The following is a 20334-nucleotide window of genomic DNA, read 5'->3' on the forward strand; positions in this document are numbered from 1 at the left end:
GGAGTGGTTCTAAGCCCAAGCCGGGGCAGGGGTCAAGCAGAACCGTACTCGCGGGTACGCTTGCCTCCGGGGCGTCAGGCCTGGGCCGCGTCCTGACCTTTACGCAGCCAGAGGACGCCGAGCAGGCTAGTGTCCAGCCCGATCCGGAAGCGGCACCACAGGGCAATACCGATCTGGGCGCAGATGCGGGCGGCCATATTGACCGCGGCGGCGCCAATCAGGCCCCAGAACGGAATCACCAGGATCTGCACCAGCAGGCCAACACCCATGATGGCACCGAAAATGGCGACATAGGGCCGCTCATGGCCGGTCATCATCATCACGATCTTGGAAGGGCCGGTAATGGCGTCGAACAGCAGGCCAAAAGACAGCAGCATCAGGATCAGCCAGCCCTCGGCATAGCTGGCGCCGAACAGGGACAGGATCTCGGTGCCGAACAGGCCAAACCCGAGGAAGATGACCAGCGAAAAGACAAATCCGGCCCAGGAACATAATGCCGTTATGGCCTGGGCCTTACGCATGTTCCCGGTATGGAAATGCTCGGCCACCATGGGGGCAATCACCAACTCGATGGCGAATGTGAACAGTGTCATCAAGCCGGCGGTGCGGAAGGCATTGAAGTACAGGCCCGAGCTTTCAAGGTCGAGCATGAGACCAACCAGGATCACATCGGCATTCAGGGCAGCGGTCTCGATCAGGGCGCCCAGCAGCAACCACCGGCTGAGCCTGCCCCAGCGGTTCCAATGGCCCGGTACGGGCGCTCGGGCCGGCATGATGGTGTAGCCACGGCGGGTCGCCAGCAACATCTGCAATGCCAGCATGCCCAGCAGCAGGGCTGCGGCCAGGACCAGGGCATCAGGGCCGCTGAGCACCATGCCGAGCGCAAACAGCGCCAGCACGAGCGTGGGCAGGGCCAGGCGCCAGAAGATGTCGCGCGGCAGCAATGCCGTCCACAACGACCCCTGGGCGCGCAGGGCCGAGGAGTTGTACTCGGATAGTGCCAGCGGCAGGATCAGGATAGCAGCACCAAAGATATGGTTGAGCGTTTCGTTCGGCCCGGCAAATGGCCGATAGACCAGCGCCACCAGGCAAAGCAGGACCGCCATGGCAATGCTGGCGTAAATGGTGATGGTCGACCCGGCCGCGATGACAGACTGGGCGCCGGTATCGTCGCCCTTGCTGCGTTGCTCGGCCCAGAGCCGCAGGACGGCCAGCGGCTGGCCGGCTCCCGCCACGATAGCCAGCATCGTTGCCAGGGCCAGGCCAAAAGCGAAATGGCCGTATTCGTCATTGGTCTGGGTGCGGGACAGCACCACATAGGTCAGGTAGGTCAGGCCGGCCGTCGCCACCTTAATGCCCAGCGAGCCGACCGAGCGCAGCAGTCCGGTCTGGAGCAGGCCAGCAAGGTCGGTGGGAATGTTTAGCCGCATCGGCATGCCTCTTCCGCCGCGTCTGGTGCCGCGCGACGGAAGCAAACTGTCACATTGATCTCAAGAACCTCTTACCTGCCGGCGCGGCAGGAATTAATTCTTGGTAATCCTACGGATACGTAAACGGACCTAGTGCCGGAAATGGCGCATGCCGGTCATCACCATGGCGATGCCGGCGGCGTCGGCAGCGGCAATCACCTCATCGTCGCGCATCGAGCCGCCGGGCTGGATGACGGCGGTGGCGCCTGCGGCTACCAGTGCTTCAAGGCCATCGGCAAAGGGGAAGAAGGCGTCGGAGGCCACGACCGAACCCTGGGTCAGAGCCCCGTCGATGCCGGCTGCCTCGGCCGCGTCTATGGATTTGCGATGGGCCACACGGGCCGAATCCACGCGGCTCATCTGGCCAGCGCCGATGCCGGCGGTGGCGCCGTCCTTGACGTAGATGATGGCATTGGACTTGACGTGTTTTGCCACCTTGGCGGCCAGCTTCAAATCCACCAGTTCCTGTTCGGTCGGCTGGCGTCTGGTGACGACCTTCAACTCACAATCATCGACATTGGCATTGTCGCGCCCCTGCACCAGGAGGCCCCCGGCCACCGATTTGACCGTCAGGCCCTCGGATTTGGGATCGGCGACACCGCCGGTCAGCAGCAGACGCAGGTTCTTCTTGGCGGCGATGATATCCTGTGCTTCAGGCGTGGCGGACGGGGCAACGATCACTTCGGTGAAGACTTTTACGATCTCTGTAGCGGTTTCCGCATCGATCTCCCGGTTTGTCGCCACAATGCCGCCAAAGGCCGAAACGGGATCGGTGCGCAGTGCTTTCACATAGGCGGTCTTGAGATCATCGGCGACGGCCACGCCACAGGGATTGGCGTGCTTGATGATGGCGACCGCGGCGGTCTGGGCGGGATCGAACTCCGAGACCAGTTCGAAGGCGGCGTCCGTGTCGTTGATGTTGTTGTAACTCAGGGTCTTGCCCTGCACCTGGGTGGCTGTGGCCACGCCCGGACGGTTTTCGCCGGTCTTGTAGAAGGCGGCCCATTGATGCGGGTTTTCGCCATAGCGCATGACTTCGCTCAAGGTACCGGCAAAGCTGCGGTAATTGACATCGGCAAAGTTGATTTCGCGGGCGAACCAGCTCGAAATGGCGCTGTCATAGGCGGCGGTGCGGGCATAGGCCTTGGCAGCGAGGCGCTGGCGCATCTCGAAGGGAATGCCGCCATTGCGGATGGCCTCAAGAATGGCCGGGTAGTCGCCCGGATCAACCACGACGGTGACAAAGGCATGGTTCTTGGCAGCCGAGCGGACCATGGCCGGGCCGCCAATGTCGATATTCTCGATGATTTCGTCGTAGGAGGCGCCGGAGGCGACGGTCTTCTCGAAGGGGTAGAGATTGACCGCGACAAGATCGATCGGGCCGATTTCGTGCGTGTCCATCGAAGCCTGGTGTTCGGGGTTGTCGCGTACCGAAAGCAGACCGCCATGCACCTTGGGATGCAAGGTCTTGACGCGGCCATCCATCATTTCGGGAAAGCCGGTCAGGTCGGAAATATCGCGCACCGGCAGGCCGGACTCGCTGATCAGGCGATGGGTGCCGCCAGTCGAGACCAGTTCAACCCCGGCCTCGGACAATCCCCGGGCGAAATCGGCCATGCCGGATTTGTCGAATACCGAAAGCAGTGCCCGACCGACACTTACCGTCTTGCCCATGAGATCTGTCCCGCGCTTTTGAAAAATGGAGGATTTCGCGGCTGCGCTAGCACGAGACGGGCAAAAGGCCAATCGCTTTGCGCCCATAGGGCCCGGATTTGCGCACTATTGCTGTTCGAGCGTGAAGATCCAGGCGACTTCCGTGGTGCTGGTGACATCGGTTTCCAGCACGAGTTGCCGGGTGCGATGAAAGCCCAGATAGGCCGACTGACGTACGCTGTCCTCTTCGCGGAACTGCGCTCCTTCCCAGAGGAAACTCCAGGTCACGCCATTGGGCAGCACCAGCCGGGCGATGCCCTCGCCAGTGGTGCGCCGCACCTTGACCCCAGGGGCCAGGTGAAAGCGCAGGGACAGCAGGCCCTGGGGCTCCCCTGCGGGCACGATCCGGTCCTGCCCCACCAGCGTGGTGCCGCCCGAGAGCAGGGTCAGCCGGCGCTCGATCTCAACACCATAGCGCTGGGCATAGCCGGCACTGGTCAGGGTCAGCATGTGCTCGACGGTGTCGATGGACATGGCCGGGGCGGCAGTGCGGCGCTGCCTGTGCTCGGGGCCTTCCGCATCGATAGTGGGGGCAGAATGGGCTACCGTCTGGCGGAACAGGTCCCGGCTCTCGGGCAGATCGGAGGGGGCGGGGCCGCAACTGCCGACCACCAGTTCGCTGCCATGGGCAAACTCGAATGCCAGGGCGCTGTCATGGGCCTCGCCATCGAAACCCGGTGGCGGCCGCAAACCGCTATCGGCGATCACCACGGTGTCACCGGCCCGCACAATGCCATAGCCGCCGATCAGCCGCGAGCGGCGCGAGGCGGAAGGGCCATTGGCCTGCACTGCCACCAGGACGTCGTGCGGCACCTGGCCGCAGCCGTTGAAATAGACCGGCTCGCCGCTCGACAGCGTCAGGGCGTCGAGTGCCTCGTGCATGCGGTCGACACGGTTGGTCAGTTCGGCCATGGCCGGGCTGCCATGGCGCCCCACGGCACGGCGCAGGCTCGCCAGTTCGACCAGCAAGGCCAGTTGCTGGCGCGGATTGCGCGACAGGTGCAGCCCGTCACTATCGAGTTGCTGGGCAAGCAGGGCATCGAGCCGGGCGACATTGGTGTCGATATCAGGCACATCGTCCAGATTGCACAATTCGGCTCCCAACAGACCAATAGCGGCAAACAGCGCCTCGATCGGGTCGGCAGCAAGCGGCCCACGCACGCGCAGGCTCTGCACCTGTGTCCCAAGGCTGCGCTGGATAGTGCGGGTCTGTTCGGGCGTGGCGCCGTCCAGCACCAAGGTCAGATGGCGCAACCAGTTGAGCACGCGCTGGGCCGTCAGCGTCAGCGTCCAGCTATCGGCCTCGAACTGGCCTTCGCGGCCGATCCAGTCCAGGACCAAGGTGCGGGCGAAGAGCTTTTCGCCCGGATCGCGGCAATCGCGGAAATGCCTGAGCCACGAGAAACTGTGGAGATTGTTCCACCAATCGGGATGCTCGACATCGAGCGAAAAGGGGGAGGCGCCGCCGGTTTCGAACAGCTTTGAGGCGAGTAGATAGCGCCCGGACATCATTTCGCGCACCGCTTCGCGGTCGGCGGGGCGGAAGTCGGGCAGGTCGCCGGCATAGGCGTGATCGGTCTGGCCGCGCCATGTCCAGCGCAGCAATGGCATGGTGACCACGCTGTCGGCCAGGCCGAGCGCCAATCTGCGCCCAGCCGGAACCAGCCGTCCGTTCACCGCGTCCCTCCCCCCTGATTCGGGGAAAAGGCCATTGCCTTGTCCATTGGTAATCCCACTCGAAAAGCCTCGCCGGCCAATCATGGCTGGCGCCTGTTACCAAAGCCCTTAGCGTGTTCGCCTGAACCGCGCCACGAAGAACCCGTCCATCCCCGCATTTCCGTTTCCGGGCGACATGGCGGGGTGGGTGCGTACCAAGCCCTCGGCAGACACCGCCTGTTCGAGTCCGGCCATCTCGCCGGGGGCGATTGGCCAGAGTTCAAGGCCAGGCAGGGCGTCGAGCGCCCAGGCGACCTGCTGCTCGCCTTCGGCCACCTCGAGCGAACAGACGCAGTAGATCAGCGTTCCGCCAGGTGCCAGGCAACGGAAGGCATTGGTCAGCAGGGCCTGTTGCAAGGTCACGCGACCGGCAATATCGCGGGCCGACCGGTTCCAGAGCACTTCGGGATGCCGGCGGAAGGTTCCGGTCGCCGAGCAGGGCGCATCGAGCAAAATGCCGTCAAATGGGCTGGTAGGGTCGTAATTGGCCGCATCGGCCTCGATTACGCCCGGCGTATAGCCAAGGCGCGCCATGTTCTGCCTGAGGCGTTGAAGGCGCGTGCCATCGCTGTCGAGCGCGGTGACCTTATAGCCGGCCTTGATCAATTGGGCGGTCTTGCCGCCGGGCGCGGCACAAAGGTCGAGCACGCTGCGGCCTGCTTCCAGCCCCATCAGGCGGGCGGGAATGGCCGAAGCGGCATCCTGCACCCACCAGCGGCCATCGTCATAGCCCGGCAGGGCCTCGACGGCCCGGTCGCGGCTTTCGAGGCGGACGCTGTCGGCAAGCAGGGGCTCGGCACCCAGCGCCTCGATCAGCGCCGGGTCGTTGTCACGCAAGGTCAGGTCGAGAGGTGCGCCTTCGGTCAGGGCTGTGGCGAATTGGGCAACGGCGTCTGCGCCATAGGCCGCAGTCCAGCCGGTAGCAAAATGTTCGGGTAGCAGCAGCGCGTCATCCATCAGGCCGTAGCGGGCCGAATTGGCCTGGGCGCGGCGCAATACCGCGTTCATCAGGCCGGAAAGATGGCGGGCCTTGGCGTCGCGCTTGATGGCTTCGACGGCCAGGAACAGGGCGCTATGGGCACCTAGATCGGGCAGGAAGACCAATTGGGCGAGCGAGAGGCGCAGCACTGCCTCGAAGCTACCCGCGCGCGCGGGCAGGCCTTTTTCCAGCAGGTCGGCCAGCATGACATCGATCTGGCCATGCCGCCGCAGGGCTGTGGTGATCAACCGGTTGGCCAGGGCACGATCCCGCCCGTCAGCGAGATCGCTCGCGCCAAGCGGGGCGAAATGTTCGCCTGCCAACACAGTCTTGAGCCGCTGTGCGGCGGCGAGGCGGAGTTTCAAGCCCGCCGGTTCGGTCCGTTGCGCCAATTCGTCAACTCAGTTTGGGCGGCGCCATATGGGCGCAGCACTATCCCCAGGGTCCGCGGTTTTCACCCTCGTCCAAAGGGCGTCCAGCGGTCGGTACCCGCCAGCCGGTGCCTGTATTGCGGCCACTTGAAGCGGCGCGCCGGCGAGGCTGACGCGTTGGCCCCTTATCGTCCACGCGCATCTCGGCGGCAAGCCTTTGCAGCGCGGCGATGCGGTTGCCGGTATCGGGGTGGGTGGAGAACAGATTGTCCATCCGCTGTCCGTTGAGCGGATTTATGATGTACATATGGGCCATGGCTGGATTGCGCTCGGCAGCCACATTGACCTGACGGCCGGCCAGAGTGGCGATCTTGTTGAGCGCGGAGGCGAGGGCAATCGGGTCGCCGGCAATTTCGGCCCCGAGCTTGTCTGCCTCGTATTCGCGGGTGCGGCTCACCGCCATCTGCACCAGCATGGCGGCGAGAGGGGCGAGAAACACCATCAGCAGCGCTCCAATCCCGCCCAGCGGATTGTCGCGATTATTGCCACCGCCAAAGAACAGGCCGAACTGGGCCAGCGCCGAAATGGCACCGGCCAGCGTGGCGGTGATGGTCATGGTCAGGGTGTCGCGATTCTTGATGTGGGCCAGCTCATGGGCCACCACGCCCGCAACTTCGCGGGTATCGAGTTGCCGCAGCAGGCCCGAGGACACGGCGACAGCGGCGTTGTTGGGGTCGCGCCCAGTGGCAAAGGCATTGGGCTGGTCGGTCTCAATCACGTAGACCGCCGGGGTCGGGATGCCGGCGCGCCGGGAAAGCACATCGACCATGTCATAAAGTTCGGGGGCACGGGAGCGTTCTACGGGCACCGCGTTCTGCATGCGCAGCACCATCTTGTCCGAGTTCCAGAAGGCGAACAGATTGGTGCCGGCGGCGAACAGAAAAGCAATCATCATGCCGGCCGTGCCGCCGATGAAATAGCCCACAACCATGAACAGCGCGGTCATTGCCGCCAGAAGGGCAAAGGTGCGCAGCGTATTGAACATCGTCTCGAACCCCTTGGGTTGGCTTTGCTGAGCAACTATGTTGTGTGTCAGGCGGTTCCGCGCAAGCAGCGTGACCAATTTGTCATGGAAGAGACGATGAACGACGACCAGCAACGCCCCGAGGCACCACAGCAGGATGCGCCCCGCGTGTTGAGCCCGGCGGCCCAACGTGCTCTGGCCGAGGCCGAGGCCCGGCGACTGGACATCGATGCCGCCTCGGCCATGGCGCCCAAGGAAAAGGGCGGTCGCGGGGGCCTTGAGCCAGTGCGTTACGGCGATTGGGAGATCAAGGGCCTGACCAGCGACTTCTGAGCCAGTGGGGCGGGTCAGCCCGGGAAGAAATCGGTGATGTTGTAGCCGGCGGCCGAGACGGCGAAGGTGGTGGCAACCGTCACGATCGCGGCAATCAGCACATATTCGATGCGGGTGATCAGCGGCTGATTGCGGAGATGGCTAAGAACGCGACGCAACATTAAGGTCTCTTCCAGATGACGAAGACGGCCAAGATGCCGCAGACAAGATGAACGGAGCCTGAATGGCTCAGCTCCGCGCCTTTTCTAGGGCAGGAAGCAGCTCGGTTTCAATAGCGGCGGGCGTCAATGGGCCGACATGCTTGTAGGTAATGACACCATCGGCATCGACCAGAAATGTCTCGGGCACGCCATAAACACCCCAGTCGATGGAAACACGACGATCGCGATCGGCCCCGACCGCGTCATAGGGATTGCCGAGTTCCGCGAGAAATGCCCGCGCGTTTTCCGGCGCGTCGGAATGGTTGATGCCGAACAGTCTGACGCCGGTTTCTGCCTTGAGCGTTTCGAGCAGCGGATGTTCGTCGCGGCAGGGAATGCACCAGGAGGCAAAGACATTGACAACCGTCACGTCACCGCTAAGCGCAGCGGTGTCGAAGCCGGGCGCGTCCAGGCCCTCGACTGCTGGCAGGGCGAAGTCGGGCACCGGCTTGTCGATCAGGACCGAGCGAACCAGGGTGGTATCGCGGTCGATGGAAAAGGCAAAGACCGAGACCAGCGCCACCAACAGGATCAGGGGGAGGGCAAAGAGCGCATACCGCATCAGCCGCGCTTGTCCCCAAGTGTCTCGAGCCGGGCCCGGACGCGGCGGCTATCATAGACGATCCAGCCGATCAGCAGTCCAAGGCCGATGAACACGCCAGCATAGGCGGCGATGATGAACTCAGCGTGTTCCCCAAGGGCGATCACAGGGTGTCTCCCCGCGCGGCGCGTCGTTCCAGCGTCACCAGGCGCCGGCGGCGAATTTCGGTATGCATGGCCAGCAATTGCAGGGTGACAAAGAGCAGGGTGAAGGCAAAGAACATGACAAAGAGCGGGGTCAGCAGCGAGCCGGGCATGGTGGGTCCGTCGGCGCGGAACACGCTGGCAGGCTGGTGCAGCGTCGACCACCAGTCGACCGAGAACTTGATGATCGGCACATTGACCGCGCCAACCAGGGTAAAGACGGCGACGACGCGGGCAGCGCGCAACTGGTCGTCAAAGGCGCGCCAGAGGGCGACAATGCCGAGATAGATGAAAAGCAGGATGAGCGTAGACGTCATGCGCCCGTCCCATTCCCAGAAGGTGCCCCAAGTGGGGCGGCCCCACATCGAGCCGGTGAACAGCGCCATGGCGGTAAAGGCGGCGCCCAGTGGTGCGGCTGCCTTCATCGACACATCGGCGAGCGGATGGCGCCAGACCAGCGTGCCCAGTGCCGAAACGGCCATGGCGGCATAGACAAACTGGCTGAGCCAGGCGGTGGGCACATGCACATACATAATGCGGACCGTATCGCCCATCTGATAGTCGGCGGGCGAGTTGAAGAATGCGAACCATAGCCCGAGCAGAAACAAGGCGGTCGTGACCCCGGCCAGCGGCCAGATCAGCGGCCGCGTCCAGCCCAGGAACTGGCCAGGATGGGCCAGCCGGTTCCACCAGCTCATTTTCGGGGTGTCATCAATGCTCATGCAGGCGCTCTACTCTTCTCCCCAATCTATCGCAAGCGCAGCGGCAAAGGGAGAGAGCGCAAATGCCATGAGACTGAGTGCCGCAAGGAACAGCATGGCGCTGGAGGCCTGGTCGGGTCCGCCAAGCGGTGCAATGGCACCGACACCAAAGATCAGCACCGGCACGCAAAGCGGTGCGATCAGGATCGGCGCCAACAGGCCGCCGCGCCTTAGGGCCACGGTTATCGCGGCGCCAAAGGCCCCGAAGGCTGCCAGGGCCGGGGTGCCCAGAAGCAGCGAGAGCACCGTACGCCAAAAGGTCGGGCCATCCATGGCCAGGATCATGGCGAGGAAAGGTGACGCCAGGATCAGGGGCAGTGCGGCGGTCAGCCAGTGGGCGATCACTTTTGCGGCAACCACGCTGGCCATCGACATGTCCGCCATCCGGTAGAGGGCCAGCGTGCCGTCGTCGCGATCGGGCCGGAACAGGCGGTCGAGCCCCAACAGCATGGCGAGAAACGCCGCGATCCAGATGATGCCGGGGGCGATGCTGGCCAGCAGCGCCCGGTCCGGGCCGATGGCAAAGGGGACGATTGCGCCCACAATGACAAAGAACAGCACCAGCGTCAGGACTTCGCCGCCCCCCGAAAAGCTCAAACGCAGTTCGCGCCGTAGAACGCCAAGAAAGCCGCTCATACCCTGGCCCCCAGGGTCAGCGTGGCCGCGCGGGGCAGGGCGATGTCGTCATGGGTGGCGACTACGGCCAGGCCACCGTTTCTGAGATGGTCCGCGAGCAGGGCCGCCACCAGGTCGCGCCCTGCGGCGTCCAGCGCGGCGCTGGGTTCATCGAGCAGCCAGACGGGGCGGGGCGACACCAATAGCCGGGCCAATACGAGGCGGCGCTGCTGGCCCGCCGAGAGATAGCCCGCATCAAGATGGGCGGTGCGCCCGAGCCCGACCCGATCGAGCGCGGTTGTGGGGGGCACATCACCCGGCCCGTTGATGTCGGCCCAGAATTTGAGGGTCTCGACCACGCTAAGACGCGGCCGCACGGCGTTCCGATGTCCGCAGTGATGAAGGAAGGGCCCCGCTTCGGGATCTGCACCCTCAAAGGCAATGCTGCCCGAGAGGGGATGCAGCAGGCCGGCCAGGGTGAGCAGGAGGGTGGATTTGCCCGCGCCATTGGGTCCGCGCAGCAGCAGGGCGCTGCCGGCGGCGACCTCCAGCGACAAATCTGCGGCCAGCACAGTATCGCCGCGACCACAGGCAAGGCCCTGTGTCTTAAGATTTATCCGGTGCTGGACTTGCCTTTGCGTCATGGCCCCATCTCGTATTGGACCCATGGTCGTACTGGCAAGGGCTTGGTTGATTGACTATAAGCCCAAAGAGATTGGAGTCATTCCAGAAAAGCGCGGTTTGTTCTTCGGCCCCACGCCCCGAATGATCCGGCGCAAAAGCAGCAAGAAGGGCGGAGCACAAGTGACCTCGATAGACAGCTTCAAATCCAAGCAGACACTGACGGTCGGCGGCAAGACCTACACCTATTATTCGATCGTTGAGGCCGAGAAGAACGGCCTTGCGGGCGTCTCCAAGCTCCCCGGCTCGATGAAGGTGGTGCTGGAAAACCTCCTGCGCTTCGAAGACAACCGCACCGTAACCAAGGCCGATATCGAGGCCGTCGCCACCTGGCTGGTGACCCGCAAATCCGATCACGAGATTTCCTATCGCCCGGCGCGCGTGCTGATGCAGGATTTCACCGGTGTGCCGGCCGTGGTGGACCTGGCCGCCATGCGCGATGCCACCGCCAAGCTCGGCGCCAATCCGCAGAAGATCAATCCGCTGGTCCCCGTCGATCTGGTCATCGACCACTCGGTGATGGTGGACAGTTTCGGTACCGCGCTGGCCTTCGGGCAGAATGTCGAGCTCGAATATGAGCGCAATGGCGAGCGCTATGAGTTCCTGCGCTGGGGCCAGTCGGCGTTCGACAATTTCCGCGTTGTGCCCCCCGGCACGGGCATCTGCCACCAGGTGAACCTGGAGTATCTGGCCCAAACCGTCTGGACCAAGGACGAGAATGGCGAAACCGTCGCCTATCCTGATACGCTGGTGGGGACGGATTCGCACACCACCATGGTCAATGGCCTGGCCGTGCTCGGCTGGGGCGTGGGCGGCATCGAGGCCGAGGCGGCCATGCTCGGCCAGCCGATCACCATGCTGATCCCCGAAGTTGTCGGCTTCAAGCTGACCGGCAAGATCAATGAAGGCATCACCGCCACAGATCTGGTGCTGACAGTCACCGAAATGCTGCGCAAGAAGGGTGTGGTTGGCAAGTTCGTCGAGTTCTACGGGCCGGGCCTGGATTACCTCTCCCTCGAAGACCAGGCGACCATTGCCAATATGGCGCCTGAATATGGCGCCACCTGCGGCTATTTCCCGGTCGATGCCGATACGTTGAAATACCTCACCACCACCGGGCGTGACCCGGAGCGCGTGGCCCTTGTGGAAGCCTATTCACGCGCCCAGGGCATGTTCCGTACCTCGGAATCCGACGATCCGGTGTTTACCGACACGCTCGAGCTCGATCTGTCCACCGTTGTGCCCTCGCTTTCGGGCCCCAAGCGTCCGCAGGACCGTGTGCCGCTTAATACCGCCGCATCGGCGTTCGCAAAGGTCTTGCCCGAGCTGACCGGTGGCCGCGCCGATCGCACGCGTATGCCGGACGACAAGCAGGAAAGCCGCTATGTCGATGAAGGCGCCACCGGCGTCGACGATATTCCCGAAGAGGCTGCATTCCCGGTCAAGGGCACCGATTATCACATTGACGATGGTTCGGTGGTTATTGCCGCCATCACCTCTTGCACCAATACCTCGAACCCCTCCGTGCTGGTCGCGGCCGGCCTCGTGGCCCGCAAGGCGCGGGCGCTGGGGCTGGATTCCAAGCCCTGGGTCAAGACCTCGCTGGCCCCCGGCTCGCAGGTGGTCACCGACTATCTGACTGCAGCGGGCCTGCAGGAAGATCTCGATGCCATCGGCTTCAACCTGGTCGGCTATGGCTGCACGACCTGCATCGGCAATTCGGGTCCGCTGCCGCAGGCCATTTCCGATTGCATCAACGAGAACAAGCTGGTCGCCTGCTCGGTCCTATCGGGCAACCGCAATTTCGAAGGCCGCGTGAACCCGGACGTGCGCGCCAATTATCTGGCCTCCCCGCCGCTGGTGGTGGCCTATGCCCTGGCCGGTTCAATGAACATCGACATCACCACCGAGCCGCTGGGCATCGGCAAGGATGGCAAGCCGGTCTACCTCAAGGATGTCTGGCCGACCAATCATGAGGTGGCCGAGATCGTGCGCCAGCATGTGACCGCCGAAATGTTCCGGTCGCGCTATTCGGACGTGTTCAAGGGTGATGAACACTGGCAGGGTATCGCCGTGGAAGGCGGGGAAACCTATGGCTGGAACGCATCGTCCACCTATGTTCAGAACCCGCCCTATTTTGAGGATCTGACCATGGAGCCCAAGCCGGTGACCGATGTGGTTTCGGCCCGGGTGCTGGCGCTGTTCCTCGATTCGATCACCACCGACCACATCTCCCCGGCCGGTTCGTTCAAGGCCGCCACGCCTGCGGGCCAGTATCTGACCGAGCGTCAGGTGGCCCCGAAGGACTTCAACTCCTACGGCGCCCGCCGCGGTAATCACGAAGTGATGATGCGTGGTACCTTCGCCAATATCCGCATCAAGAACATGATGCTCGACGGCGTCGAAGGCGGCTTTACCAAGGGTCCGGATGGATCACAGATGCCGATTTATGATGCGGCCATGGCCTATCAGCAGCAGGGCACGCCGCTGGTGGTGTTTGCAGGCAAGGAATATGGCACCGGCTCATCGCGTGACTGGGCGGCCAAAGGCACCAATCTGCTTGGCGTCAAGGCCGTCATTGCCCAGAGCTTCGAGCGTATTCACCGCTCCAACCTGGTCGGCATGGGCGTCATTCCGCTGCAGTTCAAGGACGGGACAAGCTGGCAGAGCCTGGGGCTGGACGGCACCGAGACAGTGGACATTGTCGGGGTGGAAAGCATCGAGCCACGCGCAACGGTCAATGTGAAGATCACCCGCCCCAATGGCGAAGTGCTCAATGTCGAAACCCTGTGCCGGATCGATACCGCCAACGAGCTCGACTACTACAAGAATGGCGGCATTCTGCACTATGTGCTGCGCAGTCTGGTCGCGGCGTAAGCGCCGCTTACATCCAACGACAGAACAGATGGCGGCCCTTCGGGGCCGCCATTTTTTCGTTTTGCCAGCGCGGCTCACCCGCTTTTGACTAGGCAATCGATATGGGCCCGGCCTACAACAGCGCCCATGTTTCTTCACGGCTTTTCCGCATCCATTGCAGGCACGGCTCTGGCGCTGATCCTTTCGGGCTCGGTTGCCGCAGAATCCGTGCGCCTCAACCCCAAGGCGGTGGTCGAACTGTTCACCAGCCAGGGTTGCTCGTCCTGTCCGCCGGCCGATGCATTGCTGACCAGCCTTGCCGAGCGTGATGACGTGGTGGCGCTGGCCTATCACGTGGATTACTGGGACTATATCGGCTGGGAAGATACCTTTGGCGACAAGGATTTTTCTGACCGGCAACGCGGCTATGCCAAGAGCTGGGGGTCCTCGCGTATCTTCACCCCGCAAATGGTCATTAACGGTGCCGAGGGTGTCGTCGGATCCAAGCGTGACGACGTGCACGATGCGGTCGCTTCGGCGCAATTGCCGCTGGCGGTGTCGCTCACCGCTTATGGCGACATGCTCAAGCTGCAGGTGCCCGCCGATGCCGCGCTGGAAGACGCCTCGATCTGGCTGATCCGCTATCTCGACCGGGCCGATGTCGCCATCGAGAAGGGTGAGAATGCCGGCAAGTCCATGGTCTATACCCAGGTTGTTGTCGATCGGCAGATCGTGGGCATGTGGGAGGCGGGGGCCGGGGCCGAGATCAAGCTGCCGCTGGATCAGTTCGATCCCAGCGCCAATGGCGGCATTGCCATCCTGGTCCAGCCCGAACGCAATGGCCTGCCTGGCCCGATCCTGGGCGCTGCCGCCTACAGCTTCTAGCTTTGCCTGACAAAAACGCCCGCTCCGGGGGCAGGAGCGGGCGACTGACTTGGAGTCAACTCAAATAAGGGCGGCTGGCAGCGGGCTTTCTGGTTTGGGGGCTCGGTCGGCCTGCCGCCAGCCACTGGAGGCAATGGTTGAACGATGCTGCCCCATTGGGGCGTGTTGAGGGACAAATAATGGCCGAATTGCGGTTTTTCGTGCCTCTTGCCAAGCCGGGCGATTGCGCCGATCATTACGGAACGATGACAGGGCATTGAGGCGGCGTGCAGGGTCCTCCGAAGACGAGTTCGAACAATCTGGCACTGGTGCATGTGGGCGAGCCCTCCGGCCAGTCCAACCGGCCCGTGCAACCCGTGGTTGCCTTTGACCGGCGGGAGCTGATGCAGATCCTGTCTGTCTATGGCCGCAAGGTCGGCTCGGGTGAATGGCGCGACTACGCCATGGATTTCCTCAAGGATCGGGCGCTTTTTTCGATCTATGCGCGGGTCTCGGAGCGGCCCCTGTTCGTGGTCGAGAAGAACCCCAAGCTGCGCAACAAGCAGGGCCAGTTCATGGTCATCAATCAACAGGGGCGCATTCTCAAGCGCGGGCACGATCTGGCGCAGGTGTTGCGGGTGCTTGATCCCGACCTGATGGTTGTGGGGTGAAGTTGCGTATCCGCGCGGCCGGTCCCATGGATGCCCCGGTGATGAGCCGGGTGCTGACCGCCTCGATCACCGAACTCTGTCATGCCGATCATCAGAATGATCCGAATCGCATTGCCGATTGGACCGCCAACAAGACCCCTGACGGCATTCTCTCAATGCTTGCGCGGGACGGTTTCTTCATGGTGGTAGCCGAACTGGATGGGGAGGTGGTCGCTGTCGGAGCCACTACGGCGGATGGCGAGATCGCCCTCAACTATGTCGCGCCTGAGGCCCGTTTTCGCGGTATCAGCAAGGCTCTTCTGGCACATATGGAGGCCGATCTGAGATCGCGCGGGTTTGCAGAGGGACGGCTGAGGGCGACGAACACGGCAAAGGCCTTCTATCGGGCTCAGGGCTGGTCGGCTGATGCCAGCCAGGATGGTGGCACGGCCTGTTTTGCCATGCATAAGCGATTGGCCGGCTAGAGCGCCTTCTGCAGATGCACGATGTCGTGCCAGCGGTCGAACTTATAGCCGACCCCGGTGTAATAGCCGACCTTGCTGAAGCCGAATTTTTCGTGGATGGCAATGGAGTTGGCGGTGTCGGCGGTGATGACGGCCAGCATCTGCTTGAACCCGAACGCCTTCGACTGCACCAGCAATTCGGTCAGCATCAGCTTGCCCAGGCCACGGCCGGTTTCTTCTGGATCGAGATAGATCGAATCCTCGCAGGTGAAACGATAGGCGGCGCGGGGTCGGTAGAAGCTGGCATAGGCATAGCCGACAGTCCTGCCTGCGCGTTCGGCGATGATCAGCGGATGTCCGAGCTTTTTCAGGCCCGCATACTTCTCGGCAATGGCCTCCTCTCCGGGTGCTTCGGTATCGAAGGTGATGGCGGTGTGGGCCACATAATGGCGATAGATCGTGGTGATCGCGGGAATATCGGACCAGGAGAAGGGACGCAGGAGATAATCGGACATGGCTTTGGACATAAGAAAAGGACCGCAGCCTTCATAAGCTGCGGTCCCTTGTGACGTCCAACCAATTTCCTTGATCGGGCGATCAAGGCATTGATTGCTACTCGCGATTGCCGAACAGGCGGAGCAGCATCATGAACAGGTTGATGAAGTCCAGATAGAGCGAGAGCGCGCCCATGATGGCGTTCTTGGCCATCACGTCAGCACCATAGTGCTCGGAGTAGCTTTCCTTGATCTTCTGGGTGTCATAGGCGGTCAGACCGGTAAAGATCAGCACGCCGATGACAGAGATCGCAAAGTCGAGCATGGACGAGGCCATGAAGATGTTTACGATCGAGGCAATGATGATGCCGATAAGGCCCATCATCAGGAAATTGCCCATGCCGGTCAGGTCGCGCTTGGTGGTGTAGCCGTACAGGCTCATCGCCCCGAAAGTTGCGGCCGTGATGAAGAACACCTTAGCGATCGAAGCACCGGTATAGACCAGGAAGATGGATGACAGCGACAGGCCCATCACGGCCGCGAAGGCCCAGAAGATCGCCTGTGATGCACCCACGGAAAGCTTGTTGATGCCGAAGCTCAGCACCAGCACGAAGGCCAGCGGCGAGAGCATGATGACCCAGGACAGCGGGCTGCCATAGATCAGCTCGGCGTTGGCCGGGCTCGACATGGCCCACTGGCTGGTGAAGAAGGCCACAAGCCCCGTTACCACCAGGCCGAGGCCCATATAATTGTAGACGCGCAGCATGTAGCTGCGAAGGCCCTCGTCGATGGCCAAGGCCGAGCCGGCCCGCGCACCGAGGGTCTGACGGTCATATTCAGCCATTCTTTGGTTCCCTTTCCAAAAATAGACGCGGTCTGTTCACCGCCGGGGGCAATTGGCGTTGCCACTTGGACCGGAATATGGGGAGCCATTGCTGGATTGACAAGGATAATCGGTTGGCTGCGACACCGGGACTGGCCGGATAAAGCGTTTGTGTTAGGGTCTTTGGGCGAATCGCGCAGACACTTGCCAGGGAGGTCCGTGATGCCCCGGCTCTTTACCGGCCTCGAAATCCCCGCCGATGTGGGATTTGCCCTCTCGCTCAAGCGGGGCGGCCTCAGCGGCGCCCGCTGGATCGACCCGGAAAACTACCATATCACCTTGCGCTTCATCGGGGATGTCGACGGCAAGACCGCTGACGAGGTCGTCGATAGCCTCGATCGGCTGTCCAACTCGCTGCAATTTCCTATCCGGCTGACCCATCTGGGCACCTTTGGCGGCGACAAGCCGCGGGCCCTCTATGCGGGAGTCGAGCCGTCCGAGGCACTTAGCCGTTTGCAGGCTGCACAGGAGCGGGTGCTGCAGCGGGCCGGTCTGCCGCCGGAGGGACGCAAATTCGTCCCGCATGTGTCACTGGCGCGCTTGCGCGGCACGGCAGCCGCTGACGTGGCGCGGTTCATTGCCGAAGCAGCGCGGTTCGAACCGCTCAGCTTCGTGCCAGCGCGGTTCGTGTTGTTTTCGAGCCGGGATTCGGTGGGGGGTGGGCCTTATCTGGTGGAACAAAGCTATCCCCTGGCCGCCTGAGGCAGTTCGGATCACGCCCTTGTTAGCGCCCGCTTAACCCTGTGATGAGAGAGCGCCGGGGACCGGGCCGGATATGCCCAATTCCCGCCGCCTTTGCCTTCCATTTGATGCAAATGCCCGAGATCGCGCGGGTTTTGACACCTTGGTAACCATGTTCGGGGCACAATGGGCGGACGAAACTGCCTTCGAACACCAGCAAGACAAGAGGAAGATTTGGCGATGACGATGAAAACCGGTAGCCTCATCCTTGGGCTCGCGGTGGCAACGGTCATGGCTCTGGCCCCGGCCGCTCAGGCGCAGCAGGCCACCGAGCTGGGCACTTTCAATGCATGGTCCGCCTATACGGCGAGCGACCAGAGCGGACAGCTCTGTTTCATCATTGGCGAGCCACAGCGCAGCGAACCGACAGGGGTCAATCGCGATCCGGTCAAATTCCTGATTGTGCACCGCAAGGGCATGGGCTCTAAAAACGAGGTCCAGACCCAGATCGGCTATCCCTACAACACCACCGACGCCAAGGCCTCGGCCACGGTGGATGGCAAGAGCTATGTGATGGCGGCCCGCGGTTCGACCGCATGGCTGGCCTCGAGCAGCGACGAGCCGGGTTTTGTCGAAGCCTTCAAGGCTGGCAACCAGATGGTGGTGCGTGGCACCAGCCAGCGGGGCACCGATACGGTCGACACCTATTCACTCTCCGGTGCCACTGCTGCCATGAATGCGATCGACGCAGCCTGTCAGTAGGGGCTTGCCGACAGGCTTTCAAACACCCTAACTGGGCGTCGGGCCATCGGCCCGTTGCCCGGTTATGTCAATGGTAAGAGACTTGATGATCCGTATCCCCGCCCTCTCGCTTGCCCTTTTCTCCACGCTCGCCGCCATTGTGCCGGCTTGGGCGCAATCGGCGCGCGTGCTCGGCGATTTCCGTGACTGGTCGAGCTATGCGGCCGATGACGGCAGCGGCACGGTCTGCTTTGCCATGACCCGGCCAAAAACCACCGAACCGACTCCTGAGGGCTACGGCGAGGCCTATCTCTATGTCACCAATCGCCCCGGTGAGGATGTGGTCAACGAGTTCAACGTGGTTGCCGGCTATACCTTCCAGACCGGGTCGATGGCCGTCGCCAGTGTGGGCGGGCAGGATTTTGCGCTCTTTACCCAGAATGACGCGGCCTGGCTCGATGACAGCACCCAGGGCGCCAATCTGGCCGCGGCCATCCGCGCTGGCTCCACCGTGACCATCACGGGCACTACGGCAGCGGGCATGGAAGTGGTGCAGTCCTATTCGCTCTCGGGCGCTACGGCAGCGCAACAGGCCATCGGCGCGGAGTGTTGAGCCGGGCACCCAGAAGCGCCTAGCCAGGTCGACGCTGGACCTATTGCGCCAGCGCGCCCAGCACGCGGACCCAGGAGCGGATGCCCCGGTGGTAGCTCTCAAGATCGTATTTCTCATTGGGCGAGTGGATCTGGTCGTCCACATGGGCAAAGCCGATCAGCAGCGTATCGAGCCCCAGGATCTTCTTGAAGTCGCCGACCACCGGGATCGAGCCGCCGGCGCCGGTGATAACGGCCTGCGTGTTCCATTCATCTGACAGGCCCTGGAGGGCCTGGTGCAGAAACGCACCATCGGCGGGAACTGTGATGGCAGGCGATCCACCATGGGGGGTAAAGGTCACCGTGCAGTCGGGGGGCAGCCTGTTTTCGACATGGGCGCGGAAGGCGGCGCGGATCTTGTCCGGGTCCTGGCCCGAGACCAGGCGGAAGGAAATCTTTGCCGATGCCTTGGCCGGAATGACGGTCTTGAAGCCATCGCCGGTATAGCCCCCGCTCATGCCATTGATTTCGCAGGTCGGGCGTGCCCAGAGCTGTTCGAGCACCGAGCGGCCCTGTTCGCCCGCCGGGGTCGATAGCCCGACCCCGCTCAGAAAGCCTTTCTCGTCAAAGCCGAGACCGGCCCATTGCGCCTTCAATTCGGGGGCGATTTCCGCCACATCGTCATAAAAACCGGGCAGTGTCACCGAGCCGTCCGGCGCTCGCAGGCTGGCAATGATCTCGGCCAGCACCTGATTGGGATTGCGCGCGGCATTGCCGAACATGCCGGAGTGCAGATCCTTGTTGGCTGCCGTGATTTCCACCTCATCTGCCACCAGGCCACGCAGCATGGTGGTGATCGAGGGGGTCTGGTGGTCCCACATGTCCGTGTCGCAGACCAGGGCAATGTCGGCCTTCAGCTCTTCGGCATTCTCGCGCATGAAGGGGGGCAGGTTCTTGCCGCCGCTTTCCTCCTCGCCCTCAAGCATCAGTGAGACGCGGATAGGCAACGAGCCGGTGGCAGCCTTCCAGGCGCGGCAGGCTTCGATGAAGGTGAGCATCTGCCCCTTGTCGTCCGAAGCGCCCCGCGCCACGATGATCTTGCGACCGTTCTTCTCCCTGATCACCGGCTCGAACGGATCGGTGTCCCACAAGTTGAGCGGATCGACTGGCTGTACGTCGTAATGGGCGTAGAACAGCACGTGCGGGCCGGGCTGCTGCGGGCCGTGGGCCACCACGACAGGATGGCCCGGCGTGGGGCGGCTGGTAGCATCAAAACCGAGTGCGACCAGCTCGCCGGCAATCCAGTCGGCGGCCTTCCGGCATTCCTCAGCGTATGCCGGGTCGGTAGAAATGGACTTGATCCGCAACAAGTGAAACAAGCGCTCAAGGCTTTGATCGAGCCCGGAATCGACGGCAGCGAGAACGGTGTCGATGGTGGCGGGGCTGGTCATGTGGGAGCGTCCTTGCTTGCGAATCCGATGGAGCGGTGGCGCACCATCGCGCG

The 20334-nt window shown here is 62.9% G+C and carries 22 protein-coding genes; 8 read left to right on the forward strand and 14 right to left on the reverse strand.

The window, feature by feature from the left end; genetic code table 11:
• Positions 1–74: 74 nt before the first annotated feature.
• The 5 genes from DDE76_RS11985 to htpX all read right to left on the reverse strand — a co-directional run bounded on the left by DDE76_RS11985 (position 75) and on the right by htpX (position 7293).
• A complete protein-coding gene (locus DDE76_RS11985) occupies positions 75–1430 on the reverse strand; it encodes a lipopolysaccharide biosynthesis protein (protein WP_158672390.1) in 1356 nt (451 codons plus the stop codon).
• A 129-nt stretch (positions 1431–1559) separates the two neighbouring features.
• The gene (gene purH / locus DDE76_RS11990) at positions 1560–3143 is read right to left on the reverse strand and encodes a bifunctional phosphoribosylaminoimidazolecarboxamide formyltransferase/IMP cyclohydrolase (RefSeq protein ID WP_104892721.1); all 1584 of its coding nucleotides are present in this window, start codon (positions 3141–3143) and stop codon (positions 1560–1562) included.
• 105 nt (positions 3144–3248) lie between these two features.
• The gene (locus DDE76_RS11995; RefSeq protein ID WP_104892722.1) at positions 3249–4859 is read right to left on the reverse strand and encodes a heparinase II/III family protein; all 1611 of its coding nucleotides are present in this window, start codon (positions 4857–4859) and stop codon (positions 3249–3251) included.
• Positions 4860–4967: 108 nt separating this feature from the next.
• The gene (locus DDE76_RS12000) at positions 4968–6242 is read right to left on the reverse strand and encodes an RsmB/NOP family class I SAM-dependent RNA methyltransferase (protein WP_158672391.1); all 1275 of its coding nucleotides are present in this window, start codon (positions 6240–6242) and stop codon (positions 4968–4970) included.
• 67 nt (positions 6243–6309) lie between these two features.
• A complete protein-coding gene (htpX, locus tag DDE76_RS12005) occupies positions 6310–7293 on the reverse strand; it encodes a zinc metalloprotease HtpX (protein ID WP_104892724.1) in 984 nt (327 codons plus the stop codon).
• Between the two features lie 96 nt (positions 7294–7389).
• Between htpX and DDE76_RS12010 the strand changes: the two genes are divergently transcribed.
• Positions 7390–7605, forward strand: coding sequence for a DUF1674 domain-containing protein (locus DDE76_RS12010; RefSeq protein WP_104894837.1), 216 nt, complete (start codon positions 7390–7392; stop codon positions 7603–7605).
• Between the two features lie 14 nt (positions 7606–7619).
• Here DDE76_RS12010 and DDE76_RS19425 read toward each other — a convergent pair whose 3' ends face one another.
• From DDE76_RS19425 to ccmA, 6 genes are all read right to left on the reverse strand, one after another.
• The gene (locus DDE76_RS19425) at positions 7620–7766 is read right to left on the reverse strand and encodes a Flp family type IVb pilin (RefSeq protein WP_114341092.1); all 147 of its coding nucleotides are present in this window, start codon (positions 7764–7766) and stop codon (positions 7620–7622) included.
• A 67-nt stretch (positions 7767–7833) separates the two neighbouring features.
• Positions 7834–8367: a DsbE family thiol:disulfide interchange protein gene (locus tag DDE76_RS12015; RefSeq protein WP_104892725.1), complete on the reverse strand. Its 534-nt coding sequence runs from the start codon at positions 8365–8367 to the stop codon at positions 7834–7836.
• Entirely contained in the window at positions 8367–8513 is a 147-nt protein-coding gene (gene ccmD / locus DDE76_RS12020; protein WP_245891894.1) for a heme exporter protein CcmD, read from the reverse strand. The genes DDE76_RS12015 and ccmD overlap by 1 nt, the downstream gene beginning before the upstream one ends.
• Positions 8510–9271, reverse strand: a complete 762-nt coding sequence (locus DDE76_RS12025; protein WP_245891895.1) for a heme ABC transporter permease — start codon at positions 9269–9271, stop codon at positions 8510–8512. The genes ccmD and DDE76_RS12025 overlap by 4 nt, the downstream gene beginning before the upstream one ends.
• A 9-nt stretch (positions 9272–9280) precedes the next feature.
• Positions 9281–9946 (reverse strand): heme exporter protein CcmB, encoded by a 666-nt coding sequence (gene ccmB, locus DDE76_RS12030; RefSeq protein WP_104892726.1) that lies wholly within the window; start codon positions 9944–9946, stop codon positions 9281–9283.
• A complete protein-coding gene (gene ccmA, locus DDE76_RS12035; protein WP_104892727.1) occupies positions 9943–10569 on the reverse strand; it encodes a heme ABC exporter ATP-binding protein CcmA in 627 nt (208 codons plus the stop codon). Before ccmA ends, ccmB begins: the two co-directional genes overlap by 4 nt.
• 160 nt (positions 10570–10729) lie before the next feature.
• On the opposite strand from ccmA, the gene acnA reads away from it, so the two are divergent.
• From acnA to DDE76_RS12055, 4 genes are all read left to right on the forward strand, one after another.
• On the forward strand, positions 10730–13483 hold the full coding sequence (gene acnA / locus DDE76_RS12040) for an aconitate hydratase AcnA (protein ID WP_425430625.1): 2754 nt from the start codon (positions 10730–10732) through the stop codon (positions 13481–13483).
• A gap of 126 nt (positions 13484–13609) precedes the next feature.
• The gene (locus DDE76_RS12045; RefSeq protein WP_104892728.1) at positions 13610–14347 is read left to right on the forward strand and encodes a DUF1223 domain-containing protein; all 738 of its coding nucleotides are present in this window, start codon (positions 13610–13612) and stop codon (positions 14345–14347) included.
• 266 nt (positions 14348–14613) lie between these two features.
• Complete coding sequence (locus DDE76_RS12050; protein WP_104892729.1) at positions 14614–14997, forward strand: DUF2794 domain-containing protein; 384 nt, start codon at positions 14614–14616, stop codon at positions 14995–14997.
• Positions 14994–15461: a GNAT family N-acetyltransferase gene (locus DDE76_RS12055; protein WP_157955776.1), complete on the forward strand. Its 468-nt coding sequence runs from the start codon at positions 14994–14996 to the stop codon at positions 15459–15461. The genes DDE76_RS12050 and DDE76_RS12055 overlap by 4 nt, the downstream gene beginning before the upstream one ends.
• Here DDE76_RS12055 and DDE76_RS12060 read toward each other — a convergent pair.
• Both DDE76_RS12060 and DDE76_RS12065 read right to left on the reverse strand, forming a co-directional pair.
• Positions 15458–15955, reverse strand: a complete 498-nt coding sequence (locus DDE76_RS12060) for a GNAT family N-acetyltransferase (protein ID WP_104894841.1) — start codon at positions 15953–15955, stop codon at positions 15458–15460. The two genes, DDE76_RS12055 and DDE76_RS12060, sit on opposite strands and share 4 nt — an antisense overlap.
• 97 nt (positions 15956–16052) lie before the next feature.
• Positions 16053–16778: a Bax inhibitor-1/YccA family protein gene (locus tag DDE76_RS12065; protein WP_104892731.1), complete on the reverse strand. Its 726-nt coding sequence runs from the start codon at positions 16776–16778 to the stop codon at positions 16053–16055.
• Between the two features lie 201 nt (positions 16779–16979).
• Here DDE76_RS12065 and thpR point away from each other — a divergent pair, with 201 nt between their 5' ends.
• The 3 genes from thpR (at position 16980) to DDE76_RS12080 (ending at position 18852) form a co-directional block, all read left to right on the forward strand.
• Complete coding sequence (gene thpR, locus DDE76_RS12070; protein WP_104892732.1) at positions 16980–17519, forward strand: RNA 2',3'-cyclic phosphodiesterase; 540 nt, start codon at positions 16980–16982, stop codon at positions 17517–17519.
• A gap of 219 nt (positions 17520–17738) precedes the next feature.
• On the forward strand, positions 17739–18260 hold the full coding sequence (locus DDE76_RS12075; protein WP_104892733.1) for an invasion associated locus B family protein: 522 nt from the start codon (positions 17739–17741) through the stop codon (positions 18258–18260).
• Positions 18261–18345: 85 nt separating this feature from the next.
• Positions 18346–18852, forward strand: a complete 507-nt coding sequence (locus DDE76_RS12080; protein WP_104892734.1) for an invasion associated locus B family protein — start codon at positions 18346–18348, stop codon at positions 18850–18852.
• A gap of 40 nt (positions 18853–18892) precedes the next feature.
• Here the strand turns inward: DDE76_RS12080 and DDE76_RS12085 are convergent, their stop codons facing one another.
• The gene (locus tag DDE76_RS12085; protein WP_104892735.1) at positions 18893–20281 is read right to left on the reverse strand and encodes a M20/M25/M40 family metallo-hydrolase; all 1389 of its coding nucleotides are present in this window, start codon (positions 20279–20281) and stop codon (positions 18893–18895) included.
• Between the last annotated feature and the right edge of the window lie 53 nt (positions 20282–20334).

It is taken from the genome of Devosia indica (genome assembly GCF_003056405.1).
GTDB classification, from domain to species: domain Bacteria; phylum Pseudomonadota; class Alphaproteobacteria; order Rhizobiales; family Devosiaceae; genus Devosia; species Devosia indica.